Below are 14,957 nucleotides of genomic sequence, written 5' to 3' on the forward strand. Positions count from 1 at the left end.
CTGCTTTGCCTATTCAGTATAGTACCAGAGCGCCCTCTGCATCTATAGCTGCAATCACATAGTCGCAGGAAATTCCCAATTGGTTCCATTGGGCCTGCATGACCTTGGCAATTTCTTCCGAGTTTTGCCGGGTCAACGCCAATAAGCTGGGGCCCGCCCCACTCAAAACAACCCCCAAGGCCCCGGCCTCACGCCCGGCCTGCATCACTTCCGGCATACCTGGCACCAGAACCTGACGATAGGGCTGATGCAAACAATCATTCAAGCCCAGAGCAATCAGCTGATCATTGTTTTGCGCAAATCCAGCGACCAAAGCAGCTAAAAAACTGGTATTGCGAATACAATCTGCTTTGGAGAATGAATCGGGAACCACCGCACGCGCTTTCTGGGTTTCAAGTTCAAACGCAGGGTAAAGCACAACCCAGTCCAAATTTTTAGGGATGTCTAAAGGGGCGCTGAAATAATTTTGAGGGGTTTGAATATTCAGGATACAGCCCCCTAAAAGGGCCGGAGCCACATTGTCTGGATGGCCTTCCCAGGCAATGGCCTGCTCTAAAATTTCATGGCGGGAAAAAGGAGATCCGGCCCAGGCATTCGCAGCTAAAAGCCCGGCAATCACAGCTGTTGAGCTGCTGCCCAAACCTCTGGCCGGTGGAATCTGAACCTGGAGTTCTAATTGAAACAGAGGAATAGCTAAACCCAAACGCTGGAAAACAGAGGCAAAAGCCTGATAGACCCTATTCTCATGATTCAGCGGAAAGCCCAATTGATCGGCAAAGGGCCCAGAAGCAAAGATCTCAAGCGCAGACTGGGGCTTGAAAATAAAGGTATTATAAAGTTTGAGTGCTGCACCCAGCAAATCATAGCCGGCTCCCAAATTCGCAGTCGTGGCGGGAACCCGAATCTCAAGTTCAGGAAAGGGATTCACGCGTGTAACTTGCCGTTTTCTCCCACTTTAATCTGCACACCAAAGACAGCATGAATAATTTCAGGAACACGATGTGCGGGCAGGTAGAGCTGAATAAAGTAAACGCGGCGCTGGTCGTCATAATAGCGTTGACGCGCCACAATATTGCCCAACTGACGCACAATTTTTCCTGCAGCCTCTTCTTCAGAAACTGTTTCTTTTTGCGTCGCCATGTATTCAACATAGGCCTTGGCCAATTCACGCGCAAGCAATTTGCGAGCTTCCTTCAGGGCATTTTCTTCTGCCAGTTGCGCTTCATCATTGGAGTTTGTGCTGTAATCAGAGACACCGTGTCCAGTGACACTCATTCCTGAGCTATCCCAAACAGGGACAGCAGCCCAATCAGGGCGTTCAATAACCCCCCGCTGAACAGCACAGGCATTTAAAAGCAGAAGTGTTCCCAAAATAAGCACGGAACGGACAAGGATAGGCATGGTTTATTCCTCGCTAATGACGGTTGCCGGCCAATTCAACCGGTCTGTCTATTATACCGCATCCAGTAATGAATGCTCAGACGCCTCGCAGAAGCGTTAAGCTCCCAAAAGCCCAATTGGCTCAATAGGGCCCTCAAAGCCTGATAAAAAGCTTTGGTAAGCGACAAGAAAAACAGCCTGGAGAAATTTCTCCAGGCTGACCTTCGATAAAATAAAATCTACGTTCCTGTTTTCAGTGAGTGGTAAATCTCTGAATTCACAGGATCGGTTGCATTATTACTCCAAATCACGCTGATCTTACCGCGACTGTCAATTAGTACCAATGGTTTTTCTGTTGGAATCTTATTTTCAGACGCAGGTAAATCATCAAAGCCTTGGAAAGGCGTGGCTTGAGTCACAGGAGCAGGCGTAGGCGCAGGCGTACCTGTGGGTTCGGGCGTGGGAGAAGGAAAGGCTGAAGGGGTTGCCGTAGCTGAAGGAACAGTAATCGCACTTGAACCCGGTGTTCTTTCCCAACCTTCATTGGTTCTGCGTCTGAAGCGCAAAATGGGCGTGCCATTGCTCAGTGCAGAAGTCCAAACCACATTCACATTGCCAATATTATCAAGATAAACAGAAGCATTGCTCAAGACCGGTACGGTAATATTGCCAATTTCGTGAACAGCCTCTGATCGCGACCAACTGTTATTGGAACGATAGAGATACTGAATCGTAGACTCACTCCTGCGCACAAGATGCAAACGGTTCAGGAGGTCAACGCGCGCATCCAGACTGCGAGGAAGCTTTCCTGTGGCATCCTGGGTAAAAGGAACCTCTTCAATCGGCAGGAATTGCTTGCCATCCCAACTGATATATTGCACACGGGCCGTATCTTCAATCTCCCAAACCACGTGCATAATCCCATTGGTGCCAATATTGATGCGCGGCCGGTAAGATTGGGTATTTTGATTGGAAAGTTGAATCGGAGCCTGCCACTTGCCATCTTGTAATTGGCTTAAATAAACAGTTTTCACACTGTTTTCAAGTTGACTCCAAACAGCGTAAACCTGCCCATTGATCGGATTTACCGCAATATCAGGGAAATCAGCTTCAACTTCGGTTGTCGGCGAATTCACAGAGATGATCAAAGGCTTGCTCCAATTCACGCCATCGAAATGACTGTAAACAATGCGGCGACCTTTGAAGTCTTTGTTGTCGCTATTTGACGACCAAAGAACATGGGGAGACCGATCTACCCCTACAGCAACAGCGGGATTGCGAGCCCCTCTGAATTTATCATCGCCTGAAATTGAGACAAAACCTGAAGGCTGAGTAGATACATTGCGGTTGTCAGTCGACCAAGTTTTGCCATTGTAGCGGCTATAAAAAATCATGCCGCTTTCTTTTTCCTCTTGAAAGCCATCCTGGCGCCAGACCATATGAATATTGTCAGAGCCATCAACTTCTGCATCGGGTTGATCAGAAGAGCCAATATTTCCAGAGGCATTGATCGGTGTTGCAGACCAGGTCACCTTGGATACACCAAAGGAAATTGAAGCTTGGGTATTGCTGCTGACGACAACTGTTTTTGCTGCACTCAGCTCATTGGTGCTTGCGATAGAGTCACCCTGAACTTGGTAGCCAGAAGCGATGACCCGAGTGGTCCAACTTCCCGCAGGAATATTGTCAATTCTAAAACTCACAGTTGTCGGAGCCAAAGCACCACTTGTTGTCTGAGGAGGAGCGACCACAATCACAGGCGAAGAAACGGGATCATTACACAAGACCACAGCGGCATCACCGGGCATCAGCCCACTGATCGAGCCACTGATATTTCCGGGCTTTAAAACCGGATTGACGGGAACAATCGAGGGAACAACGCCTTTACCTGTCACCAACGCAGCAGAAAAAGCTGCGGCGTTCACAAGTGCAGGATTGGCTGCACTTTTGCCTTCGAGAACCAGTGCTTTTAGCTTTTCAGAATCCACGGCGGCTGCGGCAACCTTGTCTTGAGCACTTACCTGCTCAATAATGGTGGCAATCATTGTGGTCAATAAATTGACATCCACATCAGGCGTAACCTCAGAAGATTCAACCGTAAAAACCCCTTTTACCAGAGCACCAGGAACTTCATCCAAATCATCCATCCCTTGTACTTTTAAGAGATAGTTTCTTCCCAAAGGCACTTTGATCGTTGCCGTCATACCGCCTTGGCTGATCGGAATAATTTTTTCAGCTTTAAAATCCGTGCTGACAGAAGTAATCGTCACTTTAATGCGATTGATGCGTCCCTCTTCAATGGATTGCGTGGAAAAGCCATGATAAGCAGCCAAAGCAGGGTAGCTTTTGGCCATCGGCAAATCGATATGCAGGCGAATGGATCCAGCCGTTTCAGTGTTCAACTGCAGGACACTCTGATTCAAAGTGGCTTGATGGTTTCCTGTCGTTGGCAAAGTCTGACAACTCAGCACACTGGCCAAAGACACAGAAACAGCAATCAGAAGACCTGTGATTTGATTTCTTTTGTTTTTCACAGTCGAAACTACTCCGTAAACTTGATATGGGCCCGGATGGTTCCTTCCTGGACCTGAATCTGAATAATATTACTGGTGACATTGCCTGCACTGGCGATCAGGTTGGTGGTGCCTGTCGCAACAGCTTCAACCACACCGGTGCTGTTGACCTTGGCAATCGATTCATCACTGGAAGACCAGCTAAAGGTTAGATTTGAAATATCCTGCCCCTCTGAATCTTTGCCTGCAGCAACAAACTGACGCTGTTCTTGAAGTCGGCTGAACTTAAACAGCGTGGGTTGGGTGGCTTCATTCTCAGGACGAATAATGATCGTCCGCAATTTGGCCAGTTCGGGGGAAGCTGCAGCAGTATCCCCCAGAATCGTAGTGGCAGAAGTATCCGTGGCGGGGGTCGTGGCAGCTCCACTGGTGACAGAAGCAGGAGAAACCGTTACCAGCGCCAAAGATTCACGTCCCAGGCTTTCTGCTTTGATCTGAGCATTTCCAGGTTTAAGTGCTGTAATCATCCCATTGTTGTCAATGGTTAAAATTTCAGGACTTAAACTGCTCCATTGGGTAGGGAGATCACGCTTAATATCTCCATTCTGATTGAGGAGAGCAGAAACCTTAACCGTTTTGCCGACCTCCACAGTCAGATTACCAGGCTCAATAACAAGTCCTGTCGCGCTGGCTGGCGCATCCGTTGTCGGTGATGGCGTAATGATTGGATTATCATTGTTACTGCAAGCGGTAACCACAAGCAGGGACAGGATCAGGGTAGAAAAAATTTTGCTGGACAAACGACCCACTCCTCCTAGAAGATGTACAGTAAGCATCGGCGTGCCGGGGTTACGGCTTAACGAGAATGCCGGAATATTTCAGACTTAAGTATAGCATACTGCTTTTTGCCAGATAAACACTCTTAAAAATCAAGTATAAACTCTTTTAGAGGCCGCTTATGCTGATGGCTCAAGATTAAGTCAAACAATTAAAATTTAACAAACAAACAAAAATTTAATGAAAAATTAAAAACAAACCCCGCTCATATTAAGAAATCGCCCTGATTTAAGGCACTCTCAACGCGCGAATCAGAGTTTCTTGTCCGCGAATAATGCTCATTAACAAAACATCCCCGGAAGCATGTTTTTCAAATTGGGCATAAAATTCAGCCAGACTTCCGACAGGTTGCCGATCCACTTCGGTCAGAATATCCCCTGGGCGAATCCCCTGTTGAATCGCCTCACTGCCCGGCTCCACCTGGGTCACCACCAGGCCTTGCAGACTGGCCGGCAGTTGCAGCTTTCGCCGCAGGCGGTCATCCACCACCTGCACTTCCAGGCCCAGTTTTTTCAAGATCTCGGGGCGAACAGGTTCTAAGGGATTGCTGTTTTCAGCAGTCATTTCCCGCAGTACAGGCTTGAGTTCCAGGGGTTTTCCATCTCGCAAAAGTTTGACCGTAACAACCGTTCCTGGCGCGGTCATGGCAATCTGATTGCGAAAGTCCTGCACCTCATGGACAGGCATTTGGTTTAGATGGGTCAAAAGATCATATTTTTTAAATCCTGCCTTGGCTGCGGGCGTATCTGGAAAAACATCCATCACCAAAATACCTTGGGTTGTGGCTGAAAGTTTCAGACTTTTAAGCATCAATTCATCAATGGGTCCAATCATAATGCCCAATTGAGAACGCACTACTCTTCCCTTGGTAATCAAGGAATTTAAAACTTTCTTGGCAAGATTGCTGGGAATGGCAAAACCAATCCCCATATACCCCTCATTGCGACTGGCAATGGCCGTATTGATCCCAATCACTTCGCCCCGAATATTGACAAGCGCTCCACCACTGTTGCCAGGATTAATCGCGGCATCGGTCTGAATAAAATCCTCAAAGTCGGCAACGCCAATATCTGCACGGCTCTTGGCACTGATAATGCCTGCTGTCACGGTAGACTGAAGCCCAAACGGACTGCCAATCGCAAGCACCCATTCGCCCACCCGAATTCCGCCTGAATCGCCCAAGGTCGCTGCGACCAGTTGAGAATTGGGTTGAACCTGAATCACAGCAAGATCGGTGGGCTGATCATCGCCAATTAAACGCCCTTTCAGCGTTTTTCCACCCGCCAGAACCACATCGATTTCACTGGCATTTTCAATCACATGGTGATTGGTGAGAATATATCCCTTTTGAGCATCCACCACCACCCCAGAGCCCACATGCTCCTCTTCCTGAGGATGTGAAAAGCCAAAATAATCTTCAAAAGGTGCTTGGTTCTTAGGCGTATTTTTGCGCATTTTGGGGGTCTTTTGAGTGGCATGTGTTGAGATACTGACCACCGAGGGAATCACGCCCTGTGAGACCGCTTTAAAATCACGCCCGAGCTCCTGACTGATACGGGAAACTTTCTTGACGGGCCCTTTCAGTTGCCCATTCTGCTTTGAGTCGGGGCAAGCTGAAAGGCTCAGAAGAGATAAAACAGCAAGCAAAGAAGCTTTCAGTGGGGGGGGAGCATAGATAGAGTTCATTGATTTTTGCGCATTTTCCTGTTTTCTTCTTGCGAGACGGCTGGAATTCTTGATTCGCAAGGCTTATTATAGCAGTCTGCAGAGAAGAGCCCCAAGTGAATAAATTTTAAACTCGCTTTTGAAAGAAAATAAAGGCACCATCAGATTGACAGGCCTATCCTGCCCTCGTTACACTCGGTGAGAAGCTTTCCCCAAAACCTGAAATGCTTTCTCAATTACTACTTTATGAAAAAGGAGGCACGCCATGAAAATGAAACAACTGGCCCTGGCCTTACTCTTAATCAGTTCGTTGACCGCCTGCAAAGCTGCCGAAGATGCTCAAAAAACCATTGAAGAAGGCGCAAAACTTACCACGGGTCAAATTGATCGTGCCAAAGTGCTCTCAGATCTCACCCAAATCACAGGCGCCTTGGCAACCTATAGAATGCAAAATGAAAAATATCCAGATTCTCTCAAAGATTTGAATCTGAGTTTAAATTATCCTCAAGATTTAGAATACGATGCCAAAACAGGCAATGTGAGAAGCAAAACATTCCCAGACCTTTAGGTTTAAACTTATGAAACGTGGTTTTTTGACTTTTTTAAGTGCCTTGGTTGTGATGGCGGCAGGGCCCTTCTTGCTTTTTGCCGCCACCTATCTTCTGACCTGGCGCAGCTATCCGGTGAAGGCAACGGTTGAAACAGACAGCAATTTGCCGCGCGTGGTTTTAAAGCAAATGACCTTACACGCCGAAACGTTTGGTCCCCCACAGGCCCCCGTGCTGGTTGTTTTGCACGATGGGCCTGGTGCAGATTATCGCTCTCTCTTGCCCTTAAAAAGCCTCTCGGATCAATTTCGCGTTGTCTTTTATGATCAGCGGGGCAGTGGTCTTTCTGCACGGGTACCTGAAAACAAACTCTCTGTTCAGCAAGCCCTTGAAGAGCTTGAAGCCCTGGTGGATCATATCTCTCCAGACCAGGCGGTCAGTTTCTTCGGGCACGGCTGGGGAGGCATGCTCGCCACAGCCTATGCAGGAAGACACCCTCAACGCACAGCCAGCTTGATTTTGGCCGAACCAGGGTTTCTAAATACCGAAATGGCCCACAAAATCTTGCCTGAACTTTCACGCACTTCTGCAGGTTTTATTTTCAATACCACGCTTTCCTGGATCAAATCATTGCATATTCAGGAACCCGATCGCGAAGCCGCAGCCGACTTTGTTTACAGCCAGATCCGTGTACAACCCCGTTACCATTGTCCCCAAAAACTTCCCACCGCTGAAAGCTATTGGAGAGGGGGATTCAAAGCCTGGAAAACGATCACCCAATCCACCTTTACAAAACAAGGACAAATCGCGATTGATTTTATCAAAGACCCGAAAAGCTTTCAAAAACCCGTTCTGTTTCTGATCAGCGAATGCAATACCCTGACTGGAAAAACCTTTCAGAACCATCAAATGCGCCTGTTTCAACAGGTTAAAAAAGCAGAAATCAAGCACAGCGGCCACGAATTTCTGCTCGACAACCCTCAAGCAACCCTGGCTCAAGTGCGTTCTTTTCTGAATCCTTCTGAGCAAAAACCTGAATTGAAATAAAAGCTTCACGCTCTTTTTTTGCACTTTCAGCGCTTGTGTGACAATATCTCTTGATTTTTTCAAGGGCAATCAGGTTTAATCAAATCAGAAAAGAGTGTCTGATTTGGGGGAAAAGAAACGTGAAAGTAGTGGTTTTATCCAGGGATTATATGCCCTTGATGTATTGCGATATTCGCAGGGCCATTGCCCTGGTTTATACCCATAAAGCTGAAATCGTAAAGGAAAGTGGCGATTTCCTGCGCTCGATTTCTTCTCAGTTTCCCATTCCCAGGGTGATTCGTCTCTTGGGCAAATTGGTTAAACATATTGTACCCAAAGTCACCTATACCCGCAAAAACGTACATATTCGCGACAATTATACCTGCCAGTACTGCGGTTCGCGTGAAAAACTTACGCTGGATCATGTCATGCCGGTTTCACGCGGGGGCAAAAGCGCCTGGGAAAATGTGGTAACCGCCTGTTCCCCCTGCAATGCGCGCAAAGGCAACAAGACACCGGATGAAGCTTCAATGCCCTTGAAAACAACTCCCCGGAAGCCCAGCATTTTAATGCAAATTGATTGGCATCAGTTTTTTAATGGGGAATGATCACTCAGATCAACAATAAATCATGCATCCGTGCTTTTAAGCGGTGGACAGCCTGGGCATGAATTTGACAAATTCGGGCTTCCGTCAGTTCAAGTACCTGGCCAATTTCTTTCATGGTCAAGCCTTCAAAATAATAAAGTGAAACCAATTTCTGCTCCCGTTCAGGCAAGGAGCGCAAAGCTTCCTGCAGTGCTTCCTGCATGGCCTGGCGATCGATCTCACGGGTCGGGTCACTGGAAGCACGGGTATCGGGAAGCGATTCTTCCCAATTTTTCAAATGACTGCCTGCAGAAAGTAAATAATCCAAAGACACGACCAAATAAGAAGTATCATTCAAAATCTGGTGCAACTGCTTGAGTTCAATCCCTAATTCCAGCGCCAAATCCTCTTCTTGAGCCGGCTTGCCCGTACGGTTTTCAATCCGGTGAATGGCCTTTTCAACTTCTCTGGCCTTGCGCCTGAGTGAACGTGGCATCCAGTCCATGGCGCGCAGTTCATCGAGAATTGCCCCCCGAATACGGGTCATGGCATAGGTTTCAAAACGGACTTTTCGTTCTGGGTCAAATTTTTCAACGGATTGAATCAAGCCCAAAAGACCGTAGCCAATCAAATCGTCACTGTCAAGATGCGTTGGCAATTGCACCAACATGCGAGAAACCGCATAACGCACCAGATACAGATAGTGTCGAATTAAACGGTCACGGGCATCTGCCTGGCCTTGCTTCAAATACGCTTCCCAACTGGAAGCGATTTCTTCTGGGGTTAAATTTGACATAGTGGCCATTATAGCCTGATCAGCGCCTGTAACTGCAAGTCTCTGTCACTGAAAACAAAAACTGCTTATTTCTGAACGAGGAGAGGAAGGGGGTCTTTCTCTTGGCGCAGATCAGAGGGTAAAACAGAACTGGAAAGATCGGGCAATTTTAAGCTTTCAGAAACAAGTCTTCCACTCACAGGCTTGGCTTCAGTGGACACCAGAGGCTCAATTCCAGCCACTTTTGTTGCTTGAGAAATCTGGGGTTTAAACAAAGGCCCGCGTAAATCCTGACTTTCTTCGAGCAGGGCCCATACCCAGACAAGGCACTGGCCCAGCATTAAGAAGACAAGCATCGCCAAAAGGCATCGGACCATCACAAGCAAAGGGGAAATTTGAGCATTTACCGCGCTAAGCGCCGTTAAAACAACAGCTGAAACCGCAAATTTCAGGGGAAATTTATCCAATAAAGGGAACCCCAAAGTATTTCTTTCTTCAGGATTCATCAGTTTCTCCCCCCAAGTCCAGAAGCAATTGGGCTGAGCTTTGGGCTGAAACACTCAGTAGCAATCGCCGATTTTCAACTTCAACCAGATACAAAGAGACCCCCGAAGTCAAAGGATGAACGGCTACCGTTCGAATCTCTGAGGGCGGAACACCAGGGAGAGCTTGAGCCCCAAAAGGAAAACGCAGATTGCGTTTTTGCAAAAGAAAGGCTGTAGCATAGATCAACAAAACCACCAGAGCCAGTTTGAGAATCAACTCCAGCCAACCTGCCGAATTAACCTGCCCACTCAGAACCTGTTCTGAAAGCGGCAATCAAGAACCTCCTGAAACCCGCTTAAGTTTAGCGCAGAACCTTTTTAATCGCGTCAATCACGCGATCTTCCTGGAAGGGTTTTACAATAAAGTCACGGGCACCGGCCTGAATGGCGTCTAAAACCATTGCCTGTTGACCCATGGCACTGCACATAATAATCCGAGCATTGGGATCTATTTTGCGAATTTCACGAACGGCAGTAATTCCGTCCATTTCAGGCATCGTGATATCCATCGTGGTGACATCAGGACGAAGCTCCTGATACTTCAGAACGGCTTCGGACCCGTTGGCAGCTTCACCCGCTACCTCATAGCCATTTTTAACCAGAATATCACGAATCATCATGCGCATAAATGCGGCATCATCTACAACCAGAACTCTTGCTGCCATAATTGTTTCTCGATTCCAATCCGGTTAACCCGAATTGATTTACCTTTCTCTTTTAGGATGCCTTAGCCATGAAGTCTGCTCTGTTAAAGTGCTTAGAATCAACAGATATTTCAGCAATTCGCAGGCTCCTGTTCTAACCCATATTTTATCAGAGAGCAGAGCCTCTCGCAATCTTTCGGTTTAATCACCACGGAGATGGTTCAGTCGATCAGCCGGTCCCAGGATTTCAGAAATCCTGACACCAAAATTTTCATTGATCACCACCACCTCCCCTTTGGCCATTAATTTGCCATTGACCAAAAGGTCAACAGGTTCTCCCGCCAGTTTGTCCAGTTCAACCACCGAACCCTTGGTTAAGTCCAAAACATTTTTAATCTTGAGCTTGGTACTGCCCAATTCAACCGTCACACGCAGGGGAATATCCACAATCCGATCCAAACTGGGGTTGGCAGGCATGGGATGCCCTGGAATCAGCGGACTGAACTCAGCCGGGCGAACAGAAGCAGGGGGCCCTTGATAAGCGGCCTGGGGAGGGGGGTAATAGGCCATCTGCTGGGGCGATTGTGGCTGCGCATACACAGGCTCCTGGTAATAAGCTGGAGCGGCCTGTTGCGCCTGAGAAGGCATCTGAGGAGAAGGGGCAGACGGCGGTGCGGCAGAAGCTGCGGTCGGCCCCGCCGACAAAAGTGCTTTCAATTTTTTTGCTTTGGGCTCCGGACGCAATTCATAGAGTTCACTGTCCAAGACCCCTTCAATCACAAAATTAAATTTGATCACCATCAAGGGCTGATTGAGGAACTCCAGGGGAACCACAGAAGGATCATTGATTTGCACCAAAAGGCTTTCGGGGGCCTTCATTGCCAATTTTTGTTTATATTCCTGTGAAAGTGCAGTGGCAGCAGCTCCCATCAACTGGTTCATGACTTCACCAATTGCGCTGGTCTGCAAATCGCTGATTTCAAGGTCCGGATTTCGCCCATCCTTGCCCATTAAAATATCAAAAATCACAGCCACGTCATAATCTTTGATCAAAAGCAGCGAAGGAATTTCTTCCCCCAAAAGATAACCTGTGCGGATCATGACCTGATTCACAGGCAATTCATGCTGCAACTCATCAAATGTCTGTATGAGAATCTCAGGATGCGTGACATTCACGGTTTTGCCCAAGGCCTGAGAAACAGCTGAAGAACCGGCATCCATCGCCACAGTGGCAAAATTCAGAAAGAAATCACTGTCTGAACTGGCCAGCGCTGAGCTTCCTGATGCAGGACTGTCAAATGTTCCTGTTCCTTCGAGTAAGGCGTTGATTTGTTCCTGAGATAGACCCACTTTTTTATCCTTCGTCTACAATTGCTGTAATTTGGGCTGCCATTTGACGCCCCAAGGTGCCAGGCCGCGCATGAAACTTACAGGTTTGTTCAACCGTAAGCGGCAAACTGTCAGCGGGTTGAGAGCCGAGCTGAATGACATCCCCCACTTGAAGTCCGATTAAATCCCGAACGGTAATATCAGTATACCCCAGCAAAAGCGCAACTTTTACCTCGACCTGCTCCATGGTGCGCTTGACCTCTTCGCTAAGCGGTTGAAGCTCTTCTTTGCGCAGTTGCCCACTCATAAAAAACTGGCGGTGCATATTTGCCAAAACAGGTTCAATCGTAGGGTAGGGCAGACAGATACGCATCGAGCCTGTACTTTCTCCCAATTTCATTTCATAGGAGATCACCAAAACACTGTCTGAAGAAGCACAGATTTGCACAAAACGGGGATTGGTTTCAAGCGCCTGAATCACGGGCTCCAGATTGGGAAGAATATGTTTCCAGGCCTCTTTAAAAGAGACCATGCCCTTATTAAAGACATTCGACATCAGGGTCTGTTCAATATCCGTCAATTCACGTGGACGCGCCCCCGCCCGGCCGGGCCCCCCCAATAAGCGCTCAATAATGGAGATCGCTGTTCCTGGGGTAAATTCAAACAGAATCGTACCTTCCAGGGGCAAAAGCCGGTAGATCATGACCACGGTGGGATTGGTAATCGAACGCATAAACTCATCATAGGTCAACTGGTCAACTGAAGCGACTTCCATCTGAACAGGAAGGCGCATTTGCGTGGTCAGCTGGGTTCCCAATAAACGTCCAAAAATTTCATGCACAGCCAAGAGGGTTTGGCTGTGCTCACGTGAAAATTTAGACGGATGGCGGAAATCATACAGGCGAACATCGCTGGTTTGCCCTTTTTCCTGCATGTTCTGAACCGTGGTCGAGCCACTGTCAATTGCAGACAAAAGAGAATCGATCTGATTCTGGGAGAGAACCTCACTGCCCTTGGCCACGTTTGCTTAGGCCTCCGCTAGAGAAGCAGGAGCAGGTTTCTGCCCAGAACTGTGAAGCAACTGGCGCAAGAGGGCTTGCGACAAACCTGTGCCCCGGCCCTGCGAAAGCGAGTAGCCCAATTGCTCATCGCTCATGCTTTCATACATACGCTGAGGCCCCGCTGAGCCCCCGGCCAAAAGCCCCCCTTCAGGAATGGTTTTGCGCATTTCCTGCAAAACTTGCGTCATAAAAAGCGCTTCAAACTCGTGTACAGCTTTTTTCAGACGCGCCTGCTCAGGAGACGCTGCTTGAACAGCAGCACCTGAAGCGACTTTGGTATATTCAGAAGATGGGTTCAATTGAGATATCTGATGCATGGGATCGATAGAAACCTCTCAGTATATCTTCATTGTAAACTACACCCAGCGAAAGGGCGAATTTTTTACAAAACGAAAAACAGGGCTAACGCTTGGCGTTATTTGCAATCTGAAGCATTTCATCGGAGGTCTGAATCGCCTTGGAATTGGCTTCATAGGCACGCATGGAAACAATCATGCGAATCATTTCATCGGCCACCCGTACATTCGACATTTCAAGCATGCCCTGGGCCAATGCACCAAAGCCAGGACTGGTTCCTGCTGTCCCTGTAATTTCCGTACCCGAAGCCTGGGTTGCACGGAAATAGTTCTTGCCCAAACTTTCAAGCCCCACAGGATTCACAAAACGTACCAATTGAATTTGACCAGAATTCGAAGTCACACCATTCACGGTTTGAGAGACAGTGCCATCAGACCCAATCGTCACATTGGTCGCATTCTGATCAATCGTAATATTGGGATCGACATAGTAACCGTCATGGGTCACCAAGGCACCGTTGGCATCTGTTTTGAAAGAGCCATCACGGGTATAGGCAAAGGTTCCATTGGGCATGACCACCCGAAAAAAACCATCACCCTGAATCGCCAGGTCGTAGGGGTTTTCGGTATGTTGAAAATCCCCTTGGCTGAAAAAACGAGGCGTCCCAATCGCAGTTACCCCCATACCAATCTGGGTGCCTTGAGGAGAGAGAATATTATTGGCAACCTGCGAACCAGGCTGGCGCAGCATTTGATAATGCAAATCCTGAAACTCTGTACGAAAACTTTTAAAACCCGTAGTATTTACGTTCGCCAGGTTATTCGAGGTCACATCGAGATTCAGTTGCTGGGCTTTCATGCCTGAAGCCGCAGTATAAAGAGCACGCATCATAGGGGGTATTTCTCTCCTTCAATCCTTCAAAATCAGGCCGGACGGCCCAGGTCATTGATCAAACGGCCAGTCATTTCATCTTCAGTCTGCAGAGCCTTCTGGCTCATCTGGTAAGAACGCAAAGCCGTAATCATCTGCACCATTTCACGGGCGGTTTCAACATTCGCACGTTCCAACTTGCCCTGTAGAACCCGCCCTTCGGGCGGCAATTGAGGCGCATTGCTGGGAGCAGCAAAAAAACTACTGCCCCGCCGAATCAAAGACCAGGGCTCTACAAAATCAACGCGTTGCAGGCTGTCAAGATACTGATCACCGGCATAAATTTCACCTTTTTCAGAAATATTGACTTTTTCTTCAGGCAATTGAATCGGCCCTTGATCACCCAAAACGCGAAAACCTTCGGCGGTCACCAGTTCACCCTGTTCATTGCGCGTAAAAGCGCCATTGCGGGTATACATCACCCCATTGGGGGTTTCTACAGCAAAAAAACCTGTGCCTTGCAAAGCCAAATCCAGGGAATTGCCAGTATCTTCAAGCGCGCCATCTTCAAACCCTACAAAAGCACCCGAAACCACTGTACCAGTACCCAACTCGCCCAAGGTGGCGTTTCTGGCCTGACGGTATTCTATGCTTTCCTGGCCAGAGCGGGAGTCGAGATAAGGCTGAACATTTTTCAGGCGTTCAATAAAACCCGTACGAAAATCATGGTGAAGTGTCTGCTGCCGTTTATACCCTGTCGTATTCACATTGGCCAGATTATTGGCCACAGTATCCATGCGCACCATATCCATCATCATGGCAGAGGCTGCAGTATATAAACCCCGTGAAGACACCTGCTGATTTCCTTTCTGGCATTCTT

General features: G+C 48.0%; 17 protein-coding genes. 3 read left to right on the forward strand and 14 right to left on the reverse strand.

All coding sequences use genetic code 11. The features are described 5' to 3' along the window. Nucleotides 1-13: 13 nt before the first annotated feature. The 5 genes from COW20_17685 to COW20_17705 all read right to left on the reverse strand — a co-directional run bounded on the left by COW20_17685 (nucleotide 14) and on the right by COW20_17705 (nucleotide 6,416). Complete coding sequence (locus COW20_17685) at nucleotides 14-928, reverse strand: homoserine kinase (GenBank protein ID PIW46073.1); 915 nt, start codon at nucleotides 926-928, stop codon at nucleotides 14-16. Beyond that, entirely contained in the window at nucleotides 925-1,401 is a 477-nt protein-coding gene (locus tag COW20_17690; protein PIW46074.1) for a hypothetical protein, read from the reverse strand. Before COW20_17690 ends, COW20_17685 begins: the two co-directional genes overlap by 4 nt. Nucleotides 1,402-1,619: 218 nt before the next feature. Continuing rightward, on the reverse strand, nucleotides 1,620-3,914 hold the full coding sequence (locus COW20_17695) for a hypothetical protein (protein ID PIW46075.1): 2,295 nt from the start codon (nucleotides 3,912-3,914) through the stop codon (nucleotides 1,620-1,622). An 8-nt stretch (nucleotides 3,915-3,922) separates the two neighbouring features. Beyond that, entirely contained in the window at nucleotides 3,923-4,729 is an 807-nt protein-coding gene (locus tag COW20_17700; GenBank protein ID PIW46076.1) for a hypothetical protein, read from the reverse strand. Nucleotides 4,730-4,958: 229 nt separating this feature from the next. Further along, entirely contained in the window at nucleotides 4,959-6,416 is a 1,458-nt protein-coding gene (locus COW20_17705) for a hypothetical protein (GenBank protein PIW46077.1), read from the reverse strand. Nucleotides 6,417-6,660: 244 nt separating this feature from the next. Here COW20_17705 and COW20_17710 point away from each other — a divergent pair, with 244 nt between their 5' ends. The 3 genes from COW20_17710 to COW20_17720 all read left to right on the forward strand — a co-directional run bounded on the left by COW20_17710 (nucleotide 6,661) and on the right by COW20_17720 (nucleotide 8,577). Continuing rightward, nucleotides 6,661-6,963 carry a hypothetical protein gene (locus COW20_17710; GenBank protein PIW46078.1) on the forward strand — a complete coding sequence of 101 codons (303 nt, stop codon included), beginning with the start codon at nucleotides 6,661-6,663 and terminating at the stop codon, nucleotides 6,961-6,963. 10 nt (nucleotides 6,964-6,973) lie between these two features. Next, nucleotides 6,974-7,990: a hypothetical protein gene (locus COW20_17715; GenBank protein ID PIW46079.1), complete on the forward strand. Its 1,017-nt coding sequence runs from the start codon at nucleotides 6,974-6,976 to the stop codon at nucleotides 7,988-7,990. 149 nt (nucleotides 7,991-8,139) lie between these two features. Continuing rightward, complete coding sequence (locus COW20_17720; GenBank protein ID PIW46080.1) at nucleotides 8,140-8,577, forward strand: HNH endonuclease; 438 nt, start codon at nucleotides 8,140-8,142, stop codon at nucleotides 8,575-8,577. A 4-nt stretch (nucleotides 8,578-8,581) separates the two neighbouring features. Here COW20_17720 and COW20_17725 read toward each other — a convergent pair whose 3' ends face one another. The 9 genes from COW20_17725 to flgF form a co-directional block, all read right to left on the reverse strand. Beyond that, nucleotides 8,582-9,361, reverse strand: a complete 780-nt coding sequence (locus COW20_17725) for a FliA/WhiG family RNA polymerase sigma factor (GenBank protein ID PIW46081.1) — start codon at nucleotides 9,359-9,361, stop codon at nucleotides 8,582-8,584. A 56-nt stretch (nucleotides 9,362-9,417) separates the two neighbouring features. Next, nucleotides 9,418-9,837 (reverse strand): hypothetical protein, encoded by a 420-nt coding sequence (locus COW20_17730; protein PIW46082.1) that lies wholly within the window; start codon nucleotides 9,835-9,837, stop codon nucleotides 9,418-9,420. Beyond that, complete coding sequence (locus tag COW20_17735; protein PIW46083.1) at nucleotides 9,827-10,150, reverse strand: hypothetical protein; 324 nt, start codon at nucleotides 10,148-10,150, stop codon at nucleotides 9,827-9,829. The genes COW20_17730 and COW20_17735 overlap by 11 nt, the downstream gene beginning before the upstream one ends. A gap of 28 nt (nucleotides 10,151-10,178) precedes the next feature. Continuing rightward, complete coding sequence (locus tag COW20_17740) at nucleotides 10,179-10,541, reverse strand: two-component system response regulator (protein PIW46084.1); 363 nt, start codon at nucleotides 10,539-10,541, stop codon at nucleotides 10,179-10,181. 180 nt (nucleotides 10,542-10,721) lie between these two features. Continuing rightward, on the reverse strand, nucleotides 10,722-11,870 hold the full coding sequence (locus COW20_17745; protein PIW46085.1) for a flagellar motor switch phosphatase FliY: 1,149 nt from the start codon (nucleotides 11,868-11,870) through the stop codon (nucleotides 10,722-10,724). Nucleotides 11,871-11,874: 4 nt separating this feature from the next. Next, on the reverse strand, nucleotides 11,875-12,870 hold the full coding sequence (gene fliM, locus COW20_17750; protein ID PIW46086.1) for a flagellar motor switch protein FliM: 996 nt from the start codon (nucleotides 12,868-12,870) through the stop codon (nucleotides 11,875-11,877). Nucleotides 12,871-12,876: 6 nt separating this feature from the next. After that, the gene (locus tag COW20_17755; GenBank protein ID PIW46087.1) at nucleotides 12,877-13,227 is read right to left on the reverse strand and encodes a hypothetical protein; all 351 of its coding nucleotides are present in this window, start codon (nucleotides 13,225-13,227) and stop codon (nucleotides 12,877-12,879) included. 85 nt (nucleotides 13,228-13,312) lie between these two features. Continuing rightward, nucleotides 13,313-14,098, reverse strand: a complete 786-nt coding sequence (flgG, locus tag COW20_17760; protein PIW46088.1) for a flagellar basal-body rod protein FlgG — start codon at nucleotides 14,096-14,098, stop codon at nucleotides 13,313-13,315. A 32-nt stretch (nucleotides 14,099-14,130) separates the two neighbouring features. Then, nucleotides 14,131-14,931 (reverse strand): flagellar basal-body rod protein FlgF, encoded by an 801-nt coding sequence (flgF, locus tag COW20_17765; protein ID PIW46089.1) that lies wholly within the window; start codon nucleotides 14,929-14,931, stop codon nucleotides 14,131-14,133. Nucleotides 14,932-14,957: the final 26 nt, after the last annotated feature.

It is taken from the genome of bacterium (Candidatus Blackallbacteria) CG13_big_fil_rev_8_21_14_2_50_49_14, from assembly GCA_002783405.1.
GTDB lineage: Bacteria > Cyanobacteriota > Sericytochromatia > UBA7694 > UBA7694.

What these genes read in the sequence shown, in the direction of transcription:
- COW20_17740 (PIW46084.1), bottom strand. Translation starts at nt 10,541, where the DNA reads ATGGCAGCAAGAGTTCTGGTTGTAGATGATGCCGCATTTATGCGCATG.
- COW20_17715 (PIW46079.1), top strand. Translation starts at nt 6,974, where the DNA reads ATGAAACGTGGTTTTTTGACTTTTTTAAGTGCCTTGGTTGTGATGGCG.
- COW20_17700 (PIW46076.1), bottom strand. Translation starts at nt 4,729, where the DNA reads ATGCTTACTGTACATCTTCTAGGAGGAGTGGGTCGTTTGTCCAGCAAA.
- flgG (PIW46088.1), bottom strand. Translation starts at nt 14,098, where the DNA reads ATGATGCGTGCTCTTTATACTGCGGCTTCAGGCATGAAAGCCCAGCAA.
- COW20_17710 (PIW46078.1), top strand. Translation starts at nt 6,661, where the DNA reads ATGAAAATGAAACAACTGGCCCTGGCCTTACTCTTAATCAGTTCGTTG.
- COW20_17690 (PIW46074.1), bottom strand. Translation starts at nt 1,401, where the DNA reads ATGCCTATCCTTGTCCGTTCCGTGCTTATTTTGGGAACACTTCTGCTT.
- COW20_17705 (PIW46077.1), bottom strand. Translation starts at nt 6,416, where the DNA reads ATGAACTCTATCTATGCTCCCCCCCCACTGAAAGCTTCTTTGCTTGCT.
- COW20_17730 (PIW46082.1), bottom strand. Translation starts at nt 9,837, where the DNA reads ATGAATCCTGAAGAAAGAAATACTTTGGGGTTCCCTTTATTGGATAAA.
- COW20_17755 (PIW46087.1), bottom strand. Translation starts at nt 13,227, where the DNA reads ATGCATCAGATATCTCAATTGAACCCATCTTCTGAATATACCAAAGTC.
- COW20_17720 (PIW46080.1), top strand. Translation starts at nt 8,140, where the DNA reads ATGCCCTTGATGTATTGCGATATTCGCAGGGCCATTGCCCTGGTTTAT.
- COW20_17725 (PIW46081.1), bottom strand. Translation starts at nt 9,361, where the DNA reads ATGGCCACTATGTCAAATTTAACCCCAGAAGAAATCGCTTCCAGTTGG.